General features: G+C 67.3%; 23 protein-coding genes. 14 read left to right on the top strand and 9 right to left on the bottom strand.

What is annotated here, in order from left to right; translation table 11 throughout:
• Window positions 1-23 precede the first annotated feature (23 nt).
• From ACFQEY_RS10835 to cdd, 3 genes are all read left to right on the top strand, one after another.
• Window positions 24-1,259 (top strand): pyridoxal-phosphate dependent enzyme, encoded by a 1,236-nt coding sequence (locus ACFQEY_RS10835; protein WP_379768383.1) that lies wholly within the window; start codon window positions 24-26, stop codon window positions 1,257-1,259.
• A gap of 152 nt (window positions 1,260-1,411) precedes the next feature.
• Window positions 1,412-2,002 (top strand): GNAT family N-acetyltransferase, encoded by a 591-nt coding sequence (locus tag ACFQEY_RS10840; protein ID WP_379768385.1) that lies wholly within the window; start codon window positions 1,412-1,414, stop codon window positions 2,000-2,002.
• 120 nt (window positions 2,003-2,122) lie between these two features.
• Entirely contained in the window at window positions 2,123-2,524 is a 402-nt protein-coding gene (gene cdd / locus ACFQEY_RS10845; RefSeq protein ID WP_379768387.1) for a cytidine deaminase, read from the top strand.
• A 320-nt stretch (window positions 2,525-2,844) separates the two neighbouring features.
• On the opposite strand, the gene ACFQEY_RS10850 is transcribed toward cdd, so the two are convergent.
• From ACFQEY_RS10850 to ACFQEY_RS10870, 5 genes are all read right to left on the bottom strand, one after another.
• Window positions 2,845-3,516, bottom strand: a complete 672-nt coding sequence (locus tag ACFQEY_RS10850) for a metallophosphoesterase family protein (RefSeq protein WP_379768389.1) — start codon at window positions 3,514-3,516, stop codon at window positions 2,845-2,847.
• A gap of 202 nt (window positions 3,517-3,718) precedes the next feature.
• Window positions 3,719-4,288, bottom strand: coding sequence for a DUF7110 family protein (locus tag ACFQEY_RS10855; protein ID WP_379768391.1), 570 nt, complete (start codon window positions 4,286-4,288; stop codon window positions 3,719-3,721).
• A gap of 312 nt (window positions 4,289-4,600) precedes the next feature.
• Window positions 4,601-4,945, bottom strand: coding sequence for a glutaredoxin family protein (locus ACFQEY_RS10860; protein WP_379768393.1), 345 nt, complete (start codon window positions 4,943-4,945; stop codon window positions 4,601-4,603).
• A gap of 122 nt (window positions 4,946-5,067) precedes the next feature.
• A complete protein-coding gene (gfcR, locus tag ACFQEY_RS10865) occupies window positions 5,068-5,706 on the bottom strand; it encodes a transcriptional regulator GfcR (protein ID WP_379768395.1) in 639 nt (212 codons plus the stop codon).
• The gene (locus ACFQEY_RS10870) at window positions 5,693-6,763 is read right to left on the bottom strand and encodes a glucose 1-dehydrogenase (RefSeq protein ID WP_379768397.1); all 1,071 of its coding nucleotides are present in this window, start codon (window positions 6,761-6,763) and stop codon (window positions 5,693-5,695) included. The genes gfcR and ACFQEY_RS10870 overlap by 14 nt, the downstream gene beginning before the upstream one ends.
• 115 nt (window positions 6,764-6,878) lie before the next feature.
• Between ACFQEY_RS10870 and ACFQEY_RS10875 the strand changes: the two genes are divergently transcribed.
• The 10 genes from ACFQEY_RS10875 to ACFQEY_RS10920 all read left to right on the top strand — a co-directional run bounded on the left by ACFQEY_RS10875 (window position 6,879) and on the right by ACFQEY_RS10920 (window position 17,580).
• Window positions 6,879-7,673 carry an NRDE family protein gene (locus ACFQEY_RS10875; protein ID WP_379768399.1) on the top strand — a complete coding sequence of 265 codons (795 nt, stop codon included), beginning with the start codon at window positions 6,879-6,881 and terminating at the stop codon, window positions 7,671-7,673.
• Between the two features lie 152 nt (window positions 7,674-7,825).
• On the top strand, window positions 7,826-8,179 hold the full coding sequence (locus ACFQEY_RS10880; RefSeq protein ID WP_379768401.1) for a helix-turn-helix transcriptional regulator: 354 nt from the start codon (window positions 7,826-7,828) through the stop codon (window positions 8,177-8,179).
• A 411-nt stretch (window positions 8,180-8,590) separates the two neighbouring features.
• Complete coding sequence (locus ACFQEY_RS10885; protein WP_459864475.1) at window positions 8,591-9,775, top strand: LeuA family protein; 1,185 nt, start codon at window positions 8,591-8,593, stop codon at window positions 9,773-9,775.
• Between the two features lie 493 nt (window positions 9,776-10,268).
• Window positions 10,269-12,101: a biosynthetic-type acetolactate synthase large subunit gene (ilvB, locus tag ACFQEY_RS10890; RefSeq protein ID WP_379768403.1), complete on the top strand. Its 1,833-nt coding sequence runs from the start codon at window positions 10,269-10,271 to the stop codon at window positions 12,099-12,101.
• On the top strand, window positions 12,098-12,796 hold the full coding sequence (gene ilvN / locus ACFQEY_RS10895) for an acetolactate synthase small subunit (RefSeq protein WP_379768405.1): 699 nt from the start codon (window positions 12,098-12,100) through the stop codon (window positions 12,794-12,796). The genes ilvB and ilvN overlap by 4 nt, the downstream gene beginning before the upstream one ends.
• A gap of 28 nt (window positions 12,797-12,824) precedes the next feature.
• Window positions 12,825-13,880, top strand: a complete 1,056-nt coding sequence (gene ilvC, locus ACFQEY_RS10900) for a ketol-acid reductoisomerase (protein ID WP_379768407.1) — start codon at window positions 12,825-12,827, stop codon at window positions 13,878-13,880.
• Between the two features lie 61 nt (window positions 13,881-13,941).
• On the top strand, window positions 13,942-15,363 hold the full coding sequence (leuC, locus tag ACFQEY_RS10905; RefSeq protein WP_379768409.1) for a 3-isopropylmalate dehydratase large subunit: 1,422 nt from the start codon (window positions 13,942-13,944) through the stop codon (window positions 15,361-15,363).
• A complete protein-coding gene (gene leuD, locus ACFQEY_RS10910; RefSeq protein WP_379768411.1) occupies window positions 15,360-16,016 on the top strand; it encodes a 3-isopropylmalate dehydratase small subunit in 657 nt (218 codons plus the stop codon). Before leuC ends, leuD begins: the two co-directional genes overlap by 4 nt.
• Window positions 16,013-17,011: an isocitrate/isopropylmalate family dehydrogenase gene (locus tag ACFQEY_RS10915; protein WP_379768413.1), complete on the top strand. Its 999-nt coding sequence runs from the start codon at window positions 16,013-16,015 to the stop codon at window positions 17,009-17,011. The genes leuD and ACFQEY_RS10915 overlap by 4 nt, the downstream gene beginning before the upstream one ends.
• A gap of 200 nt (window positions 17,012-17,211) precedes the next feature.
• The gene (locus ACFQEY_RS10920) at window positions 17,212-17,580 is read left to right on the top strand and encodes a DUF555 domain-containing protein (RefSeq protein ID WP_379768415.1); all 369 of its coding nucleotides are present in this window, start codon (window positions 17,212-17,214) and stop codon (window positions 17,578-17,580) included.
• 141 nt (window positions 17,581-17,721) lie between these two features.
• Here the strand turns inward: ACFQEY_RS10920 and ACFQEY_RS10925 are convergent, their stop codons facing one another.
• Entirely contained in the window at window positions 17,722-19,647 is a 1,926-nt protein-coding gene (locus tag ACFQEY_RS10925; protein ID WP_379768417.1) for a beta-CASP ribonuclease aCPSF1, read from the bottom strand.
• A 221-nt stretch (window positions 19,648-19,868) separates the two neighbouring features.
• Between ACFQEY_RS10925 and ACFQEY_RS10930 the strand changes: the two genes are divergently transcribed.
• The gene (locus tag ACFQEY_RS10930; RefSeq protein ID WP_379768419.1) at window positions 19,869-20,378 is read left to right on the top strand and encodes a hypothetical protein; all 510 of its coding nucleotides are present in this window, start codon (window positions 19,869-19,871) and stop codon (window positions 20,376-20,378) included.
• Between the two features lie 48 nt (window positions 20,379-20,426).
• On the opposite strand, the gene ACFQEY_RS10935 is transcribed toward ACFQEY_RS10930, so the two are convergent.
• From ACFQEY_RS10935 to ACFQEY_RS10945, 3 genes are all read right to left on the bottom strand, one after another.
• Window positions 20,427-21,323, bottom strand: a complete 897-nt coding sequence (locus ACFQEY_RS10935) for an SDR family oxidoreductase (RefSeq protein WP_379768421.1) — start codon at window positions 21,321-21,323, stop codon at window positions 20,427-20,429.
• 68 nt (window positions 21,324-21,391) lie between these two features.
• Window positions 21,392-22,216, bottom strand: coding sequence for an archaeal proteasome endopeptidase complex subunit alpha (gene psmA / locus ACFQEY_RS10940; RefSeq protein WP_379768423.1), 825 nt, complete (start codon window positions 22,214-22,216; stop codon window positions 21,392-21,394).
• A gap of 4 nt (window positions 22,217-22,220) precedes the next feature.
• Window positions 22,221-22,700 carry an Rpp14/Pop5 family protein gene (locus ACFQEY_RS10945; protein WP_379768425.1) on the bottom strand — a complete coding sequence of 160 codons (480 nt, stop codon included), beginning with the start codon at window positions 22,698-22,700 and terminating at the stop codon, window positions 22,221-22,223.
• Between the last annotated feature and the right edge of the window lie 5 nt (window positions 22,701-22,705).

Genomic DNA, 22,705 nt, shown 5'->3' on the forward strand with positions numbered 1-22,705 from the left:
TCGCCTCCGACGAAACGGCGCGTATGGATTCGACGGAGCCGACCGAGACGACGCTGGCCTTCCGCGGGCTGGAGAGCCGCGCGTCGGGTCGCGTCCACGAGACGGCCGATCCGACGACCGTTCCGGACGAGGAGCAGGCGCGGGGACTCGACCCCGTCTACGACTACGACTCGGTCGATCCCGAGGCGGTACTGGGACCCTCGGAAGGAGGCCCCGCCGGGACGGGTCGCGGCCACTGGCGCTTCGACGCGCTGCTCCCGTTCCCCGCTGAAGAGGCCCTCTCGGCTGGCGAAGGCGCGACGCCGCTCGTCCCGACCGAGCGGCTCGCCGACGAACTCGACGTCGACGCCGTCTACGTCAAGGACGAGGGACGCAACCCGACGGGCACCGTGTTCGACCGCGGGCTCTCGGTCGCGCTCACCGCGGTCGCGGGCCGGGCTGCGGCGGGCGCAGACGTCGAGCCGCTCGCCTGCGCGAGCCCGGGCAACGCTGGACAGTCGATGGCGGCGTACGCGGGTCGGGCCGACCTGCGATCGTACGCGTTCGTCCCCTCGCGCTGCGCGTTCTCGAACAAGGCGATGACGAACGTCCACGGCGGCGACATGCGCGTGGTCGGCGGGCGGTTCCCCGACGCGGCCGCCGCCGTCGACGAGCAACTGGAAACCGACTACACGGATCTGGCCGAGTTCGCGACGCCGTACCGCCACGACGGCGTCAAGACCCTCGCGTTCGAGCTGGTCGTTGACCTCGACGGAGCCCCCGACGTCGTCGTCGTGCCGACCGGTTCCGGCGAGGTAATCGCTGGAGTTTATAAGGGATTCTCGGAGCTGGAGCAGGTCGGCGCGATCGACGCGGTACCGCGGCTCGTCGCGGCGCAGGCTGCGGGCTGTGCGCCGTTCGTCGCCGCGATCGAGCGCGGGCTCGACGAACCGGAGCCGTGGTCGACGCCCGACACGATCTGCGGTGAGCTGGAGATCGCCGACCCCGCGGGCGGCGCACCCGCGATCGAGGCGGTTCATGGGAGCGGCGGAACCGCGGTCGGCGTCGAGGACGAGGACATCCTCGCGAGCGCTGTCGCCGTCGCGCAAAACGAGGTGATGGAGATGGGAGTCACCGGGGGTGCGGCTCCGGCGGGCGCGTGGGCACTCGCGGAGGACGGGTTCTTCGACGGAGACGAGACGGTCGTCCTGATCAACAGCGACGCCGGACTGAAGACGCCGGACGTGTTGCGTAGCCACCTAATGGGACAGGGGATCTGATCGCGATCTGAAACCGATCGCCGGAAACGATCGCGACCTGGAACCGATCGCCGGAAATGATCGCGACCGGGTCCGGCCGTCGGGGAATGATCGCGGCTGCACCGACGCCCCGCGGGGAACGGTTTTTACGTCGCCCCGCGTACATGCATCACATGTACGTCCGCGACGCCAAGAACCGTGACGAGGCGTGGTTACTGGACGCGATCGAGCGGCTGGGGCTTGACGACGTCGCCTTCCGGTCACGGGACTACGTGATCGCGGTCGATCAGGAGTCGGGAGACAGGGCGGGGTTCGGTCGGCTCCGCCTGCATCGCGGCGACGAGGAAGCGGAGAACCGGATCGAGCTCACCGGGATCGGCGTGCTCCCCGAGTGGCGCGGTCGCGGCGTCGGCGCGCACGTGGTCGAGCGGCTCGTCGACACCGCGGCCGCCGACGGCTTCGAGACGGTGTACGTCCTCACCGACCAACCCGAGTACCTGACGCAGTTCGGCTTCGACGAGGTCGACACCGACGACCTCCCGGTAGCCCTCTCCGACCGACTCGACGAGAAGCGGGAGTTCCTCGGCGGCGGCGTCGTCGGTCTGCAGCTCTCCGCCGACGACTTCACGATGCCCGATCGCTTTCGGGAGGCGTTCAAAAAGGCCGAGCCCGCAGACGGCGGTGAGACCGACGCGACCGAGTCGCCGGAGGACTTCGGGATCGATCCAGACTCGGCGACGTACAAGTACGACACCGGTCGATAGGGTCGATGGGGTCGGTGAGATCGATGGGGTCGGTGAGATCGATGGGGGTCGACGGGGCGCTTTCGGCTCGCTCTTGATCGCGACCCGACCGCTTATCGCCCCGCCGGCCAACGATCCCATATGGACCTGATCGAGGCCGCGCGCAACGCGCTCGACGGCGCTCACGTCCCGTACTCCGAGTACCGCGTCGGCGCTGCGCTCCGGACCGCGGACGGCACCGTCTACACCGGCTGTAACATCGAGAACGCGAACTACTCCAACAGCCTCCACGCCGAGGAAGTCGCCGTCGCGGAGGCGGTTAAGAACGGTCATCGCGAGTTCGACCGAATCGCGGTTACGTCCGGCGTCCGAGACGGCGTCACCCCCTGCGGAATGTGTCGACAGACCCTCTCGGAGTTCGCGGCCGACGACCTGATCGTCGTCTGCGACGAGGGCGACGGCGAGACGAGCGAGTACACGCTCGGCGAACTCCTCCCGAACACCATAACCGAGGGGACGCTCGACGACGCGCGACACGACTGATCCGCCGCGTCGCCTCCAGCGGATTGCTTATAAACAATTGCTGGGGATTTGGGTCCCACCCGACCACACCGCCCAGCACCTCATACCTCCCCAACCTAGTCACCGGACCACGTTCGGTTGCAAGCGAGCGCTTTTCTCTCGCTTGAAGCCGGCGGCGGAGCCGTCGGCGACGCCGACCGCCTCGATCATTGATAAGCGATCGTCACTCTCTTGGTTTCACGCGTTCTGCTGCTTCGAACGAAAATGCGTCTGGAGAAGCGGATTTTAACAGACCCGTCGAAGTCGGAATCGCGGTCGCGGTAACGCTCGCGTCGATTCCGTCACTCTCCCTTATAAAGCCGCGTCGCCGTTCGCTCGGGGAGCCCGGCGTCGGTGATGGCCTCGCGAACGCGGTCGACGTCGTACCCGACGCGTCGGAGATCAACCGCGCCGGTCGCGGTGTCGAGCACGGCGTAGGCGGCGTCGGGGTCGCCGTCGCGCGGCTGACCGACGCTCCCGGGATTGACGACCTCTCCGTCGCCGACCGATCGAGCGCCCTGCACGTGTGTGTGCCCGAGGACGATCCCGTCGTACTCGTCCATGTACCGGTCGAGCGTCGAGAACTCCTCCGGACGAACGTACGCGTCCTCGCGCTCGGGTGCCGGATGCGAGTGAACGAGGAGGTACCGACCGCCCGCGATTTCGGCGGACCGAGGGAGCCTTCGAAGCCACCCGAGTTGGTCATCGGACAGCGATGCCTTTGCGTGTTCGAGTCCGGCCTCGGCCATTCGGTTGGCTCGGTAGCGCTCCGGAGTCTCGACCATGCGATCGTGGTTGCCACGGACGGTCGCGCTCGCGACATCTCGCACGCGCTCGACGCATTCGCCCGGCCACGGGTTGTACCCGATCACGTCGCCGGCACAGACAATCCGGTCGACGGCGGGCATGTCGTTCAGGACCGCTTCGAGCGCCGAAAGGTTCGCATGGACGTCTGAGATGAGCCCCACCTTCATCGGATGGAGGTTCGGCGTCGATCCCCGAATAGGTTCGGTCCGTTCGAACCGGTGTACCGGTTCGAGCGAGAGCGTGGCAGCCGCTCGCGTTTGTATACATACCGCGTCGCCGGCGGTCGTCTGTAAGACCGGCTCTCGCCACGATTCGGAACCGAACCGATCGCGGGATGAACCGATCGTGGGATGTCGAGACGCGCGCGGATCAGTCCGAAATAAACTCGTTGTCCCGCCAGTTGACGCCGCCATCGCCGTCGCCCGCTCCCTGCGGGCTCTCGACGACCTCGATGCTCGCGGGGCGGGCTTCGCCCTCGACGATGCGGGTCGCCTCCAGTTTGTCGTTCTCCTCGGTGATCGCGGTCAGCGTCCCCTTCTCCGAGAGCATCGCCAGCTCGCGGAGCACGAGGAACATCGGGTACTGGAGCGCCGAGTTCTGGAGGACGGTCTCGCGGTCGCCCTTGAAGCAGGCGAACTCGACGAGCTCAGAGGGGATCTCCTCCTCCTCGTCGTCCATCCACTGCGGCCCGCCGGCGCGCGGGGGCTCTTCCTCCCACACGCGGGTCTCCGTGACGGACGCCTTCAGCTGGGCGGTCGGCGTGTACTTGCTGATGCTCTCGTCGTCGGACAGGGCCTTGATGATGAGGGTGTTGTTTCGACGCGTGATGTCGATGTCGTCGATCTCCGGGGGGAGGTCGGGATCTTCTTCGAAGTACGTCTCCACGTCTTCGAGGGGCAGTTCGAGCGTCGAATGAAGTCGGAACACGCGGCCTGTCATTGTTGATTGGATGAGATGGGTCGGACCGAACGGCACGGCGGCAGCGGCGTCGCCTGCACGTACCGCATCTAGGCACCGTAGGTTTATAGGGCCTGCCCTTCGACCGACGAGGATCGAGGTCGCCGAACACCCGCGACGGAATCGAGACGACCGGTCACTCTGTGTTGGGGGCCGATCACTCGTCGTTGAGGGGCCGATCACTCGGCGGTAGGCCGGTCGATCACTCGGCGGTAGGCCGGTCGATCACTCGGCGGTAGGCCGGTCGATCACTCGGCGGTAGGCCGGTCGATCACTCGGCGGTAGGCCGGTCGATCATTCGGCGTCGAGTTCGCTCGCCAGTTCGCCGCGCTCGTCGAGCTCAGCGAGCACGTCGCTCCCGCCGACGAACTCGCCGTCGACGAACGTCTGCGGGATCGTCTCCCACCCGCTCCGCGATTCGAGCGCCTCTCGGTAGTGCGGGAGCGCCGGCAGCACGTCGATCGTCTCGAACTCCTCGACGTGCTGGCCGATGAGTTCGACGGCGCGCTTCGAGTAGCCGCACTGGGGCATCAGGCGGTTCCCCTTCATGAACAGGACCACGTCGTTGTCGGCGATCGCCTCCTCGACCCGGCTCTCGATCTCGTCGGAGTCGGCCTCGGATTCGGGCTGAAACGTCATGGGACGGGGTACGCGCCGCCGAGGCAAATGGGTTCCGCACGCTATCGACGCGATCTGGGCGACGGACGCTACGCGACCCCGTCGCCTCCCTCGCTCGCTCACTCTCTCACTCTCTCACTTACTCACTCCTCGCGGTCGACGCGGACGACGTCGACGAGCGAGTACACCGGCACGTCGTCGATCTCGTCGTAGCCCATCTTGTCGACGAGGACGACGCAGGCGACCGGCTCGCCGCCCTGCTCGCGGATCGCGTTGATCGACTCGCGCATCGTCGTCCCCGACGTGATGATATCGTCGACGACGTAGCAGTCGCGGTCCCGGATCCCGGCGAAGTTCCGCGAGAAGCCGCCGCCGTGCTCGTCGATGTCACCCTCCTCCCACTGGTGTTTGGCGGGCGCGTACGTCCCGAGATCAGTGTCGAGCTGGTTGGCGACCGCGGTCGCGAGCGGTGCGCCGGCCTTCTCGATGCCGACGGTCAGGTCGACCGATTCGCCCTCCTTCGCCAGCAGGTCCGCCATGGCGCTCGCGGCGTAGCGGAGCCGCGTCGAGTCGCGGCCGAGCGCCGACCAGTCGACGTGGATGTCGGCGGTCGACGTCGACGCCGCCTCGGTCTCCGTCGCGGCGTCGTTCCCGCCGCCGCGCTCGACGAGCCAGCTCGCGGTCTCTCGCGACACGTTCAGTTCGTCCGCGATCTCTCCCTTCGAGAGCCCCCGCTCCGCGAGCTCTGCCGCGCTGTCTATCAGGTCGTCAACGTTCTTCATATACGTCGAATTCTACCGCCGTTTTAATAGTCGTGTCGTCATCCGCGAACGCGGCCTCGAACTCGTCGAGACCGTACACGCCCGTGACGAGATCGTCGACGAAGCGGTCGGAAAAGCGGCGAAGCGAGTCGACGGCGGCCTCGAAGTGCTCGTACCCGGAGTTGACGCTCCCGACGAGCGCCTTGTTGTGGAGGACGAACTCGCGGTGGAGTCGCCCGCCGTCTATCTCGAACGACCAGTCGGCCGGGACGCCGAGCAGCGCGCCGACGCCGTTGGGCGCGAGCGCCTCGACGGTCTCGAAGGCGTGCGGGGCGTGGCCGGTCGCCTCGAAGACGAGATCCATCGGCTCGTGCGTCTCCGACACCGACGACACGGGCGTTTCGTTCGAATTGACGTACGTCGCACCGAGCGATTCGATGATGTCGATCGTGGGATCCGGGCGCTCGCGCCGACCGAGGCAGTAGATCCGATCGAACGATTCGTCGAGCGTCGCGACCGTGAGCAGCCCGAGTGAACCGTTACCGAGAACCAGTGCGGATTCGGGGTCCCAGTGAAAGGCCGACCGGCTGGCGTACGCGTGCTCGATCGCCTTCTCCGCGATCGACACCGGCTCGACGAGGAACCCCCATTCGGCGAGTTCGGGCGGGATCTCGACGAGGAACTCCGCGGGACTCGTGAAGTACTCGGCCATGAACCCGTGCGCGCCGACGATGCCGCGCTCGTGGTACTGGCCCTCCGGGGCCATGTCGGGCTCGCCGCGGGCGAAGTACTCGTTCGCGCCGTTGGGCGGTCGTCTGACAGTGGGCACGACGATATCGCCGACCGAGAACGGCGTGTCGTTCGGATCCTCGACCACCCCGACAGCCTCGTGTCCCAACACGAGGTGATCCTCTCCCTCGGGAACCCCGCCGTGACCGCCGGCGAGGACCTCGTGGTCGGTCCCGTCGACCCCGACGCGGAGAGTGCGGACGAGCGCCTCGCCAGGGACCGGATCCGGCCGCGGCTTCTCCGTCACGACCGGTTCGTCGGCCCCTTCGTACACGGCAATCGCGTTCATGTCTCGGCTATCGACGCCAGTGACCAAAAGATTTCTTTTATTGTGAGTAAAGAATGGCTCCCTTCGATCGACCGACCCCGGGTTTTTCGTCGCGGTCGCACCGATTGAATACTCGATGTGCACGCTCACGCTCGCGTGGCGAACGTTCGGTGACGCGCCGATCGCGCTCGCCGCCAACCGCGACGAGGCGCTGGACCGACCCGCCGAACTGCCGGACGTCCGCGGCGATGGGCCGAGATACGTCGCCCCGCGCGACGCGGAGGCCGGCGGAACGTGGATCGGCCTGTCAGAGGCGGGCGTCGTCGTCGCGGTCACCAACCGCTGGCTCGACGCCGATCGCGACGGCGACCGCTCTCGGGGGCTCCTCGTGTTGGATTGTCTCGAAGCCGACTCGGCCGAGTCGGCCGTGCGCGCGGTCGAGAGGGAGCTCGACGAGCGGTCGTACGACGGGTTCAACATCGTGATCGTCGACGAGTTCGCCGCCTTCTTCCTCGAGTACGACGGCGAGCTCTCGATCACCCGGCTCGACCCCGGCGTTCACGTGATCGGCAACGTCGGCGGCGTGGTCAACGGCGTCGAGCGCTTCGCGATCCCGAGCCGTCGGCGGGAGTTCGGCGCGGAACGGGCCGACAGCGTGCGAGCGGTCGCGGCGGCGCTCGTCCCGGAACCGGGTGAGTCGGGCGAGGCGTGGCTCGACTGCGCCGGCGACGTGCTCGCGAACCACGAGTACGGTGCCTGTCTCCACGGCGACGGGTTCGGGACGCGGTCGTTCACGCGGATCCGGACGGCTCCCGGTCCGGAGACGCCTCCCGAATTCGCCTACGCGGACGGGCCGCCGTGCGAGACGCCCGCGGAACCAGTGTCGCTGCCGGCGGGGTTCGGGTCGGGCGCGCCGACCGAGAGCGAATAGCGGTCGGAGGACCCCTCGACCGTTCGGTCAGTCGCTGTCAGCGCCGTCACGTTCGCGGTCATCGCGCTGTCATCGCGCCGTCACGTGCGGCGTCACTGGCGGGGACGGCGCGGAAAGCCAGTTTTAAGCGACTCGCGAGCGGCTGTTCGCGCATGAGCGTGTCCGAACTCGAGGCCGAACTGTCGGAGGACGAACGCGCCGGCCTCGAACTCATCCGCGAAACCGGCGGCATCCACCAGAGCGACTTCTGGAAGGAACTCGACGTCTCCTCGCGGAAAGGGAGCCGCATCGCGGAGGCGTTGGAGGAGTCCGGGCTCATTCAGCGCTCCGATACCGTGTACGACGGCCACAACACGTACTACTTGGAGCCCGCCCCGCGCGACCTCGACTTCTCGCTTTTGATGGCCGGCGACATGCTGTCACCGTTTATCGGCGAGGAGGAGGTCGACGCGCAGGCCGACGCCTTCTCGCAGTGGATGATGAATCTCGCGTACGAAGAGTACTGATCCAGGCAGGCCGAGGCGATTGATCCAGGCCGGTGAGATCCAGGCCGGTCGAGGCGATTGATCCAGGCCGGTGAGAGGTTGACACTTCGAGGCTCTCGGTGTCCGGACGCCACTTCGGTGTCGCGAGAGAAGGAACTTCGCCGCGCGTCGGCGGTTCACGGAACGAAACGAACGTCGATTCACCTTATGAATCCGGTTTCAAAACCACAGATCCTCGATGTGACGGGGCGTGTATTATGTCTATAAGGTCATCTACTAGCGTTGGTGTCGTGCGGTTTTTGATCATCGATCGTTCCGCCGGTTCCGGTTCACGCGAGTCGTTTTTGCGATCGGCACAAGGGTTAAGTCCCTGACCGTATTGTCGTCAGTCGATGACAGACATCACGGAGGCTTCGTCGGACACCCCGGCGGATCGAGTTCTTCCAGGGCACGATAGCTTCTAACATCGAAATCGGTCCTGTACGGATCTTCGACACGACGTTACGAGACGGAGAACAGTCACCACGGACGTCGTTCAGCTACGATGAGAAACGCCGCATAGCGGCGACGCTGGACGACATGAACACCCACGTCATCGAGGCTGGGTTCCCGGTGAACTCGGACGCGGAATTCGAGGCCGTGAGCGACATCGCCGCCGCGACGGACACGACCGTCTGCGGGCTCGCGCGGGTCGTCGAGGGCGACATCGACGCCGCCATCGACTCCGGCGTCGAGATGGTCCACGTGTTCGTCTCCACCAGCGACGTGCAACTGGAGGACTCGATGCACGCGACCCGCGAGGAGGCGAAGGAACGCGCCGTCGCCGCCGTCGAGCGGGTGAAAGACGCCGGCGTCGAGTGCATGTTCTCGCCGATGGACGCAACGCGGACCGACCCCAACTACCTGATCGACATCGTCGAGGCGGTCTCGGACGCCGGGACCGACTGGATCAACATTCCGGACACCTGCGGCGTCGGGATGCCGACCAGCTTCGGCCAGACGGTGAAGGCGGTCGTCGATGCCACCGACGCGCGCGTTGACGTCCACACGCACGACGACTTCGGGATGGCCGCGGCGAACGCCATCATGGGCTTCGAGAACGGCGCTCACCAGGCGCAGGTGTCGGTCAACGGGATCGGCGAGCGCGCCGGCAACGCCGCGTACGAGGAGGTCGTGATGGCGGTCGAGTCGGTGTACGGCGTCGACACCGGGATCGACACGACCCAGATCACGAAACTGGCCCGGATCGTCGAGGAGGCCTCGGACATTCCGGTTCCGGCGAACAAGCCCATCACCGGGCGAAACGCGTTCGCTCACGAGTCCGGCATCCACGCGGCGGGCGTCATCGAGAACGCCGACACGTTCGAGACCGGCGTGATGACCCCGGAGATGGTCGGCGCAGAGCGCGAGTTCGTGCTGGGCAAACACACTGGCACCCACAGCGTGCGAAAGCACTTGATCGAGGCCGGGTTCGACCCGACGGACAGCGAGGTGCGGCACATCACCAAGCGCGTCAAGGAGTACGGCTCCGGAAAGCGCCAGGTGACCGCCGGCGACGTCGAGCGCTTCGCCGAGGAGGCCGACGTCGATCGCGAGGAGGAGGAGGTCCGGATCTGATGGCCGCCTCCCTGGACGGACCGTCCGCCGAGCGACGACCGTTCGAAGCGCGACGACCGTTCGAAGCGCGACGACCGTTCGAAGCGCGACGACCGTTCGAAGCGCGACGACCGTTCGAAGCGCGACGACCGTTCGAAGCGCGAACGTCGAACACGCACGCGCGTGACGCGACGTCTTCGCTCTCGCGAGCCGAGACGACGCTGCGAGCGTCGCCCCGTCTCCGAGCGGACGACGGTTCCCGACAGGGATTTATACCCCGAATGCGTTGGTTAGACCGAGATGCGACGGCACCGCGCTATCCCGGCGACCGCAGACGTCGACGGAGCCGTTGCGCCGATTATCGTAGGGGTCTGACCCCCTACATAACCCCTTCCTCACCGACGCGACGTACCGACGAACGCCAGCGGACGATCCGGTTTCCGTCCGGCGATCCGGCGTTCGGAGCGACCCGGTCTCACACCCGCGAGATGCCACACCGAACACCACCAAGACAATGAGCGACACAGCAGCACAGCCACGAGAGGACGAGGCGGACGAGCCCGCCGATCCCGAACGCGCGGCCGATTCGGGGCGATCTATCGACCCCGACGAACCGACCGACGCTGACGGCGGCCCCGCCGCGGGTCCGGTGTCGACCGGTGCCGAGTCGGTCGTCGCCGCGCTGGAGGCGGCCGGCGCGGAGACCGCCTTCGGCGTGCAGGGCGGGGCGATCATGCCCGTCTACGACGCGCTGTACAGTTCGTCGATCAACCACGTGACGATGGCCCACGAGCAGGGGGCCGCCCACGCGGCCGACGCGTACGGCGTCGTCACCGGCGATCCCGGGCTCTGTTTGGCGACGTCGGGCCCCGGTGCGACGAACCTCGTCACGGGGATCGCCGATGCCGACATGGACTCCGACGCAGTGCTCGCGCTGACCGGACAGGTGCCGACGGAGTTCGTCGGCAACGACGCGTTCCAGGAGACGGACACGATCGGCGTCACGCGTCCGATCACGAAGCACAACTACTTCGCCGGCGAGGCCGACACCGTCGGCAACACCGTCGGCGAGGCGTTCGAGCTGTCGCGGTCTGGGCGTCCCGGCCCGACGCTCGTCGACCTCCCGAAGGACGTCACGCAGGACGAGACGGACGAGACGCCCGGACCGGCGTCGCCGCCGGCCGGGGCCGATCCCGATCCGAGCGCGGACGATGACGCGGTCGAGGCGGCGGCCCGCGCGATAGAGGGGGCCGAGCGGCCGCTGTGCCTGTTCGGCGGCGGCGTGATCAAGGCCGACGCGAGCGACGCCGCGCGGACGTTCGCGCGGACGTACGGGATCCCGGTGACGACGACGATGCCGGGGATCGGCTCGTTCCCCGAGGACGAGGACCTCTGTCTCTCGTGGGCGGGGATGCACGGCACCGGTTACGCGAACATGGCGATCACCCACACCGACTGTCTGATCGCGGTCGGCACCCGGTTCGACGACCGGCTCACGGGCGGGATCGACACGTTCGCGCCCGAGGCCGAGGTCGTCCACGTCGACATCGACCCGGCGGAGATAAGCAAGAACGTTCACGCCGACTACCCGCTGATCGGCGACGCGGGACGCGTCCTCGATCAGTTGACCGCGGCGGTCCGCGAGGACCCCGCCACCGAGGCGTGGCGCGAGCAGTGCGCGGAGTGGAAAGAGACGTACCCGCTCACGTACGCGACTCCCGAGGACGAGCCGCTGAAGCCGCAGTTCGTCGTCGAGGCGTTCGACGAGGCGACCGACGACGATACCATCGTGACGACCGGCGTCGGCCAACATCAGATGTGGGCCTCCCAGTTCTGGACGTACACGGAGCCCCGGACGTGGGTCTCCTCGCACGGGCTGGGAACCATGGGTTACGGCGTGCCGGCGGCGGTCGGCGCGCGCGTCGCGGCCGACGCGATGGGCGAAACCGACCGCGACGTGGTCTGTTTCGACGGCGACGGCTCCTTCCTGATGACGATGCAGGAGCTGTCGGTGGCCGTCCGCGAGGACCTCGACGTCACGATCGCGGTGCTCAACAACGAGTACATCGGGATGGTGCGCCAGTGGCAGGACGCCTTCTACGAGGGGCGACACATGGCCTCCGACTACACGTGGATGCCCGAGTTCGACAAGCTCGCCGAAGCGTTCGGCGCGCTCGGACTCCGCGTTGACGACTACGACGAGGTCGCGCCCGCGATCGAGGAGGCGCTCGACTACGACGGCCCCGCCGTGATCGACTTCCACGTCGATCCGGAGGAGAACGTCCTGCCGATGGTGCCGAGCGGCGGTGCCAACGGCCAGTTCGCCACCGCGGAGGACCAGCTATGAGCGGGGAATCCGCCGCGTCCGGGCACGACTCGGACACCGAGTCCGGTGGCGACTCGCGGCCCATGCCCGGAGATCAGCCCGGGCCCGAGGAGCGACCACACCCCGAGGGGCGTCGCAACCTCGAAGGGATCCGCATCGACCCCGTCGTCGAGGCGGAACACGAATCCCGCCGGGCCGTCATCTCGGCGCTGGTGGAGGACGAGCCGGGGGTGCTCGCGCGCGTCTCCGGACTCGTCTCCCGTCGCCAGTTCAACATCGAGAGCCTCACCGTCGGGCCGACGACGGTCGACGGTCACTCGCGGATCACGATGGTCGTCGAGGAGACAGATCCCGGCATCGACCAGATCGAAAAACAGATGGCGAAGTTGAAGCCGGTCATCTCGGTCGGCGAGGTTGCCGGCGACGCCGTCACGGCCGAGCTCGTCCTGTTGAAGGTGCAGGCGGACGACCCGGCAGCGGTCCACGCGGTGTCAGAGATGTACGACGGCCGGACGCTGGACGCCGGCCCGCGGACGATCACGGTCCAGCTCACGGGCGACGAGGCCCGGATCGACGACGCGCTCGACGCGTTCAGGCAGTTCGGCATCATCGAAATCGCCCGGACGGGACAGACTGCGCTCGCGCGCGGCGATATCCCGACGGCACCCGGAGAGAAGCCCGGAACGGCCGGCGAACCGACCACACACGACGACTGACGCAGTTACAGACCCAACACGATACACAATGAGCGACAACGACATGCAGACGGTCGAAGCCAACGTATACTACGACGAAGACGCGGACGGCGAGGCGATCGCCCGGAAGACCGTGGCCGTGCTCGGCTACGGGTCGCAGGGACACGCCCACGCCCAGAACCTCCAGGACAGCGGGATCGACGTGATCGTCGGGCTCCGCAAGAACAGCTCCTCGTGGGACGTCGCCGAGAGCGACGGTCTCGACGTGGCGACGCCGGCGGAGGCGGCCGCCGAAGCCGACATCGTGAGCGTCCTCCTCCCCGACACGGTCCAGGCGAGCGTCTACGAGGACGCTATCGAGCCGAACCTGGAGCCCGGGGACACCCTCCAGTTCGCGCACGGGTTCAACATCCACTACAACCAGATCCAGCCGCCGGAGGACGTCGACGTGACGATGATCGCACCGAAGTCGCCCGGTCATATCGTCCGCCGGAACTACGAAGACGATCAGGGGACCCCGGGGCTACTGGCGGTGTACCAGAACGCCACGGGCGAAGCCCACGACGAGGCGCTCGCGTATGCGGCCGCGATAGGTTGCACCCGCGCCGGCGTCGTCGAGACGACGTTCCAAGAGGAGACCGAGACCGACCTGTTCGGCGAGCAGGCCGTCCTCTGTGGCGGCATCGCCTCGCTGATCAAGCAGGGCTACGAGACACTCGTCGAAGCGGGGTACTCCCCCGAGATGGCGTACTTCGAGTGCATGAACGAGATGAAACTCATCGTCGATCTGATGTACGAAGGCGGACTCGGTGCCATGTGGGACTCCGTTTCGCACACCGCCGAGTACGGCGGCCTCACGCGAGGCGACGAGATCATCGACGATCAGGTCCGCGCGAACATGGAGGAAGTCCTCGAAGGCGTCCAGAACGGCACCTTCGCACGCGAGTGGATCTCGGAAAACCAGGCCGGCCGGCCGGCGTACACCCAGCTCCGCAACGCGGAGAAGAACCACGAGATCGAGGCCGTCGGCGAGGAACTCCGCGGCCTGTTCGCGTGGCAGGAGGAGGGCGAGGACGAGGAGGAGTCGGCCGAGGTGACCGCGTGATGGGCGTACGCGGCGACGCGAATCGAACCCACGCGACCGCACACCGCACGGGTGACTCCCGATGAGCGAGGGGACCCTGTACGACAAGGTGTGGGACCGGCACAGAGTGACGGAGCTGCCGACCGGCCAGGACCAGCTGTTCGTCGGTCTCCACCTCGTCCACGAGGTCACCAGCCCGCAGGCGTTCGGGATGCTGAAAGAGCGTGACCAGGAGGTCGCGTTCCCGGAGCGGACGCACGCGACAGTCGACCACATCGTTCCGACGGACAACCGCGACCGGCCGTTCGAGGACGACGCGGCCGAGACCATGATGGCGGAGCTGGAGGCAAACCTCAGCGGGTCGGGTATCGACTTCTCCGATCCGGACTCCGGAAATCAGGGAATCGTCCACGTCATCGGGCCGGAGCAGGGGCTCACCCAGCCCGGCATGACCATCGTCTGTGGCGACTCACACACGTCGACGCACGGTGCGTTCGGCGCGCTCGCGTTCGGCATCGGCACCTCGCAGATCCGCGACGTGCTGGCGACGGGTTGCGTCGCCATGGAGAAACAGAAGGTCCGAAAGATCGAAGTCACGGGCGAGCTCGGCGAGGGCGTCACCGCGAAGGACGTGATCTTGACGATCATCGGGAAGCTCGGTACCGACGGCGGCGTCGGCCACGTCTACGAGTATGCCGGCGAGGCCATCGAGGACCTGGGTATGGAAGGGCGGATGTCCATCTGTAACATGTCCATCGAAGGCGGCGCTCGCGCTGGCTACGTCAACCCCGACGAGACCACCTACGAGTGGTTGAAGGAGACGGACGCGTTCGCCGATACACCCGAGAAGTTCGAGCGGCTGAAGCCCTACTGGGAGTCGATCCGAACCGACGACGATGCCGAGTACGACGACGTCGTTACGATCGACGGCTCGGCAATCGAGCCGACCGTCACGTGGGGGACCACGCCCGGACAGACCGCGGGAATCACCGAGCAGATCCCGGACCCGAACGATCTGCCCGAGGAGGACCGCGACACCGCCCGCCGCGCCCAGAAACACATGCGCGTCGAGCCGGGCGACACGATGGAGGGCTACGACATCGACGTGGCGTTCTTGGGGTCGTGTACGAACGCGCGCCTGAAGGACCTCCGCGAGGCCGCGGCGTTCGTCGAGGGCCGCGAGGTCGACGACGACGTCCGCGCGATGGTCGTCCCCGGAAGCCAGCGCGTCCGCGACGCCGCGGAGGCCGAGGGGCTCGACGAGGTGTTCACGGAGGCCGGGTTCGACTGGCGCGAGCCCGGCTGCTCGATGTGCCTCGGGATGAACGACGACCAGCTGGAGGGCGACGAGGCGAGCGCGTCCTCCTCGAACCGGAACTTCGTCGGCCGACAGGGCTCGAAGGAGGGCCGGACCGTGCTGATGAGCCCGATCATGGTCGCGGCCGCGGCGGTGACCGGAGAGGTCACGGACGTCCGCGAGATGGAGGAGGTGGCGACCGTATGAGCGCGCCGGAGTTCAGCGCCGGCGAAGCGCCGGCCGAAAAGGTCACCGAGGTCGTCGGCACCGGTATCCCGGTGCGGGGCAACGACATCGACACCGATCAGATCATCCCGGCGCGGTTCCTGAAGGTCGTCACCTTCGACGGGCTGGGGCAGTTCGCCTTCTTCGACCTTCGGTTCGACGACGACGACAACGAGAAGGACCACCCGTTCAACGAGGAGCGGTACCAGGGCGCGAACGTCCTGGTCGTCAACGGCAACTTCGGCTGCGGCTCCTCCCGCGAACACGCCCCGCAGGCGCTGATGCGCTGGGGGATCGACGCGGTCGTCGGCGAGTCGTTCGCGGAGATCTTCGCGGGGAACTGCCTCGCGCTCGGCATCCCGACGGTCACCGCGGACCAGGAGTCCATCGAGGCGCTCCAGGACTACGTCGAGGCGAATCCCGACGCGAACGTCGATATCGACGTTGCCGCGGAGACGATCGCCTACGACGACACCGTGATCGATGCGACGGTTCACGACGCCCAGCGGAAGGCGCTCGTCGAGGGTGTCTGGGACACCACGGCGCTGATGGGCGCGAACGCGGGCGCGGTCCGCGAGACCGCCCGCTCGCTACCCTACGTTCCGGAGTCGGACATTCCGGAGGACGAGACGTGAGCTACGAGATTGCCGTCATCGAGGGCGACGGGATCGGCCGGGAGGTCGTCCCCGCCGCCATCGACGTACTGGATGCCTTCGACGTCGACTTCGAATTCGTGGAGGCGGAGGCCGGCGACGCGGTACAGGAGGCGACAGGCGATCCGCTCCCGGACGAGACCTACGACCTCGCCGCCGAGGCCGACGCGACGCTGTTCGGCGCGGCGGGCGAGACCGCGGCCGACGTGATCCTCCCGCTGCGGGAGGCGGTCGGATCGTTCGTCAACGTCCGCCCCGCGAAGGCGTATCCGGGCGTCGACGCCGTCCGCCCGGAGACCGACGTCGTCTTCCTCCGCGAGAACACGGAGGGCGTCTACGCCGGGCACGAGGACCGGCTCTCAGAGGATCTCTCGACGCTAACGCGGGTCGTCACGTCCTCCGCGTCGCGCGAGCTGGCGGAGTACGCCTGCGAGTTCGTCGCGGACGGGCGCGGTCCCGCGGGCGATCCGGACGAGGGGTTCACGGTCGCGCATAAGGCGAACGTGATGCGCGAGACCGACGGTCGGTTCCGCGAGGAGCTGTTCGCCGTCGCCGAGGAGCGCGGCGTCGACGCCGACGAGGAGCTGATGGACGCGTTCGCGACGAAGCTCCCGCTCGACCCGACGCAGTACGGCGTCGTCGTCTGCCCGAACCTCGCGGGCGACGTGCTCTCGGACCTCGCGGCCGGACTCGTCGGTGGGCTCGGCCTGCTCCCCTCGGCCAACGTCGGCCACGACAACGGGCTGTTCGAGCCGGTCCACGGGACCGCACCCGACATCGCGGGCGAGGGGGTCGCGAACCCGACCGCCGCGATCCTCTCGGCGGCGATGCTGTTGGAGTTCCTCGGCCACGTCGAGGAGGGACAGCGCGTCCGAGACGCCGTGGAGGGCGTGCTCTCCGACGGTCCCCGAACCGGCGACCTCGGTGGGGACGCGACGACCGAAGCGGTCGCGGCGGCGGTCGTCGATCGGCTGTAGGGGTCGCTCGCTCCGATCGAACATTTCCATTTTTGATTGAACGGTTACGTCTCAGAGAGCGCTCTCAGCTGGTGCATGTCGCGTGTCCGACTGGAGCGTTCGTCGATGATCTCAATTGTCGGAGACTCCGATCGCCCGGTACATCTGATCACCGCGGGGAAACCACAAGAAACGAAACCCTGCGGCCCATCGGCTTCGATATGAGCAACTACTCGGTCGCGATGGAGGCAGCCTGGTTGGTCCGTGACGTCGAGGAGACCGACGACGCCATCGGCGTCGCGGTCAGCGAAGCCGGAAAGCGACTCAACGAGACGGACAAGCAGTACGTCGAGGTCGAACCCGGCGTCACCGGCTGTCCCGCCTGCGGCGAGCCGTTCGACGCGGCGTTCCTCGCCGCGAACACGGCACTCGTCGGTCTCCTCTTGGAGATCGACATCTTCAACGCCGACAGCGAGGAGCACGCCGAGCGGATCGCGAAGAGCGAGGTCGGCGGCGCGCTGCGAGACGTCCCGCTCGAAGTCATCGAGATCATCGAGACCGAGTCGGACGACGGCGACGGCGACGAGTAAACGAGAAGCGGCGACGCGTTCGGTCGATTGTGGAGGGATACCGACTTCGGAGCACGCAGACGGTTTCTCCCGTGAGTGACGCTTCGTCCTTGAGCGACGCTTCGCCCGTGAACGATTGACGCACCCCAACCGCTCAGCGCCTCACTTGAACCGGAACGTCTCCAGGTTCTTCGGGGCGAACGTCCGCATGTTGTAGTCGTGGTACAGCGCCGACGAGAGGTCCTGAACGGACCGTTCGTCGCCGTGGACGCAGAGCACCTTCTCGGGGCGCGGGTTCATCGTCTTCACGAAGTTCTCCAAGCCCTGCCGGTCCGCGTGACCGGAGAAGCCGTCGACGACCTCGGTCCCCATCTGCAGGGTGAGCGTGTCGCCGCGGCCGCCGCCGCCCCAGCCGTCGACCGGAATCTCGTCCCAGCCGTTCTGGATCCGGCGGCCGAGGGTTCCCTGCGCTTGGTAGCCGACGAACACGAGGTTCGAGTTCGGGTCGGGACCGATGTGGCGGAGCCACGACATGATCGGTCCGCCCTCGATCATCCCGGAGGTGGAGATGATGATCGACTGGTCGCCGTCGGAGACCTCCTGTCGCTCGTCCTCGCCCGCGTCGATGTGGTTGAACTGGTCGGCGAGGAATGGATTCTCGTCGTCGTGGAAGATCCGGTCGCGGAGGTTGTCGCGGAGGTACTCGGGGTACGTCGTGTGAATCGCGGTCGCCTCCCAGATCATCCCGTCGAGGTGGACGGGCATCGTCGGAATGTCTCCCTCCCGCATCGCCTCCTCCAACACGAGCATGATCTCCTGGGAGCGCCCCACGGCGAACGCGGGGATGACGACCTTCCCGCCCTGCTCGTACGTCTCGTTGATGACCTCTTTGAGTGCCTCCTCGGAGTCGGCCTGATCGGTCTGGTAGTCGTCTCGCCCGCCGTAGGTGGACTCCAAGACGAGCGTCTCGACGCGCGGGAAGTCGTTGACCGCACCGTTGAACAGGCGGGTGTCCTCGTAATGGATGTCGCCCGAGAAAGCGACGTTGTAGAGGCCGTCGCCGATGTGGAAGTGGGTGACTGAGGACCCCAGGATGTGACCCGCGTTGTGGAAGGTGAGCTTCACGTCCGGTGCGATGTCCGTCACGTCGCCGTACTCCAGCGGGATGGTGTGTTTGATCGCGTCGCGGACCTGCGCCGATTCGTACGGCGGAGTCCGTCCCTCCTTGGCGGCGACGTCGAGGTAGTCGAGCGTGAGCAGTCCCATGAGGTCGCGGGTCGGCTCGGTGGTGTAGATCGGACCGTCGTAGCCGTATTTAAACAGGAGCGGCAGCAGTGCCGAGTGGTCGAGGTGAGCGTGGGTCAGGATGACCGCGTCGAGCGTCGCCGCGCCGGCCCCGAGCGCCTCCGGAACCTGGAGGTACGGCACTTCGCCTTCCGCGCCCGGCTTGTCGCCGCAGTCGATGAGGATCCTTGTCTCGGGCGTCGAGAGGATGAAGGCGGCGCGACCGACCTCGCGACAGCAGCCGAGCGTCGTGATCCGGACCCACTCGTCGTCGGACATCTCCTCTCGGTGGATCTGTCGGCCGACGCGTTCGAGGATGTCGCGGCGCTCCTCGCGTTCGTTCTTCAGGAATCCGCGCACGTTGGAGACGGTCGAGGACTCGATCGGGGGCGTCCGAACGACCTCGGGCGTCCAGCCGACCTCCTGGGTGATCTCCCGGAGCGTGGAGCCGCGGCGACCGATCACCATACCGGGTTTTTCGGCCTCGATGACGACCTCACCGGTGTCCTCGTGGAAGTCGAGGTCGGTGACGCCGGCTTCCTCGGGGATCACGGAGCGGACCGCCTCTTCCGCGCGGGTGGGAGGCGAGAGAGCGCTCGGGTCGGGTCGAACCGTGATTCGCTTCCGGAGCTTGGAGGCGAGCCGCCGGATCAGATCGCCGTCACCGGCGAACCGCTTCGGGTCGCGGGTGTACACGACCAGTTCGGGGCCCTCGTACTTGACGTCGGTGACCGTGATGTCGTTCGGAATCTCCTGTTCGATCTCTGATTTCAGGGTATCGAGTTGCTTATCGACTTGACTCATATCTTACCGCGGGTCGTCGGGGTCGCCGTCGAATCGAGCCGCGTTCGGATACTGGGCTCGTCGCGAACGGTCGACCGTGCCGGGATAGGCATAGTGGTAGTACTGTCCGTAGGTGGTACCGTGCGGGAACAGCCAGCGAAAACCCGCTTGGCCCAAGATACATCCCGGCCGTTATAAAACCCTTCGCAAAGGGCAAGCCCCTGCGGGTCGCTATCGGCCACATGCGCGTTACGCCCGAGATGGTTCGCGACGAGCACGCGTGGGTCCGCGACCGAGCGCCGGTCGTCGTCCCGATACTCAACGACGCCCGCGAGCGGCTGGGTCGACTCTTCGAGACCGACGTGGACCCGGTGAGCCGAGACGGCTACCGCCGCGAGGTCGACGCCGTGTTCGCGAACGGCGAGGTCGCCGTCAACGTCGCCGGTTATGTCGCGGTCCTCCGCGATCTCGACGTCGAGGGCGACTATCCGGGGTTCGTCGTCGACGAGGTGCTCGGCCGCGAGCTCGCGGCGACGATCGCCGGCGGCCGTCCGCTCTCACTCCTCGCGCAGGCGACGTTCCACTTCGTCGACATCCACGTCGACGGGGACGGGACCGCCGCCGGAACCGACACCGCGGGTGCCGACGACCTCGACGCCGCGCTCGCGGCCGGCTTCCAGACGCGGCTTCCGGGGTGGGACTGGCGGGAGGGAGAGAATCCGTTCGCCGTCGATTCGCGGTCGCGGCGCTGAGGTCACGACGCGAACATCGCCGAAGTAACGGCGCGAACATCCCCGACGTTACGACGCGAATTTCCGCACGAGCTCGTACCCCGCGTCGAGGATTGTGTCGGGAAGGAATCGCGCGAGCACGCCGACGCGAGCGGCGGTTCCGGGCTGGACGCGGGCCGGCGGCTGGGTCGCGCTCGCGGCGTTGAGGATTTCGGCGGCGACGAGTTCCGGCTCGACCGCGACCGGACCGTCACCGCCGATCAGTTGCGTGTCCTCGAATATCTCGTAGAACTCCTCGTACGCGCCGGAACGATCGAGCCCGTCGTCCGCACCCCCGGTGGTCGGCGCGTCGTCCGTATTCTCGGCGGCCGCCTCGCGGTCGGCGCGTTTCGAGAAGTTAGTCCGCACGGGACCGGGTTCGACGACGACCACGTCGATGTCGTACGTTGCGACTTCGTTGCGGAGCGCGTCCGACATCGCTTCGACGGCGAACTTCGAGCCGCAATAGATCCCGCCACCGGGAAAGGAGACGCGTCCCGCGACCGACGAGATGTTGAGTATCGTTCCGTCGCGCTCTCGCCGCATCCCCGGCAGAACGGCCTTGATGAGCCGGTGCGGTCCGTACACGTTCACGTCGAACTGCTCGCGGACCTTCGCGGTCGGCACGTCCTCCACGGGACCGAACTGACCGTATCCGGCGTTGTTGATCAGCGCGTCGATGGTTCCCTCCTCGTCGAGTATTCGGTCGACGACGCGGTCGACGTCGGACTGGTCCGTCACGTCCAGCGTCGCGAGCTCGCAGCCCGCCTCGCCGAGCGTCTCGATGTCGGCAGGGTTCCGCGCGGTCGCGTACACGGTCCACCCCTCGTCGTTGAATGCGCGCGCCGTAGCCCGGCCGATGCCCGAGGAACAGCCGGTGATGAGTACCGTCTTCTGCACGCGTCGTCGGTCGGTCTCCGGCGGCATAACTCTCCCGACCGGGCACGACTGAGAAGCTGCCGAAACCGAACGCAGGGACGGAATACGGGGAGCCGTTACTCCTCGTCGTCAGCGGCGTCGTCTCCGCTGTCCTCGCCATCCTCGCCGTCCTCGCCCTTCTCGTCCTCCTCGCTCCCTTCGTCCTCGTCGGCCGCGAGGAGACCGCGATCGTCGAGGATAGATTCGAGCTCGTCCGGCGACCGCTCCGTGTAGCCGTCGTCGCCGACGGTGATCGTCGCGACGCCGACGCCGTCGGGGGACAGTTCACCGTCGTTCGACTGCGCGAGGGTGTCGAGCGCGAGCCCGACGGCCTCGTCCGTGGTAATTCCCTCCTCGTACTCCGCTTCGAGGTAGTCGCGGAGGTCGCTCCTGTCGGAGCCGATAGAGAGCGCCTGCCACTCGTAGGGAGTACCAGAGGGGTCCGTCTCGAACAGGCGCGGCTCGCCGTTCTCGACCCCGCCGACGATGAGCGCGACGCCGAAGGGGCGCGCGCCGCCGACCTGCGTGTACTGTTGGATGTGGTCGGTGATCGTCTTCGTCAGGGTCTCGATGCCGATCGCCTCGCCGTAGCGGAGGCGATTCACCTGCGCCTGGCGGCGGGCGAAGTCGATCAGTTGGCGGGCGTCGGCCACGTGGCCCGCGCTCGCGACGCCGACGTGGTCGTCGGCCTTGTGAAGCTTCTCGATGCTCGCCGGCTCCATCAGCCGGGACCGGGCGCGTTTGTCCGCCGCGAGGACGACCCCGTCCTCGGCGCGGACGCCGACGCTCGCGGTCCCGCGTTTCACCGCCTCCCGGGCGTACTCGACCTGGTAGAGCCTGCCGTCGGGAGAGAAGATTGTGATTCCTCGGTCGTACGCCTGCTGTTGGGATTGGCCCTGCATGATATCACTCGATGTCGAACGTCGCCGCGCCGACGTACCCCGAGTCGGTCCGGACGTCGCACGCGTCTCCGCGTGCGACCCCGGGCCGCTCGGTGCCTTCGAACGCGACGTCTCGCTGTGTTAAATTAGCGGCCGCGCGACCCATATATCTTTCCTCACAGGCACGTACCGTCCCCGAGATCCCACGAACGCGGATTCCGACGGGGTCACCATCGACCTCGCTCACGCACGCGATCGCGGCGCGAGCCTCGTCGACGTGTCCGCGTCGAACGCGGACGACCGCCTCGCCTCGGCCGCTTTCGTGTGTAAACGAGAGCAGCGTGAGGTCGGCGTCGGCGCTGCCGGCGTCGCCGATCAGGTTGCCGGCGGCGTACCACAGCGCGCGCTGGAACGGCCGCCGTCCGACGTCGGCATCGGGCCACGTCTCGATCCCGACCGCGAGGTACCGCCGGCGCGGCCGGAGGTGTTTCGGGAGGTGTTTCACGGGGC

The sequence above is a fragment of the Halorubrum trueperi genome, assembly GCF_042662525.1.
Lineage (GTDB): Archaea > Halobacteriota > Halobacteria > Halobacteriales > Haloferacaceae > Halorubrum > Halorubrum trueperi.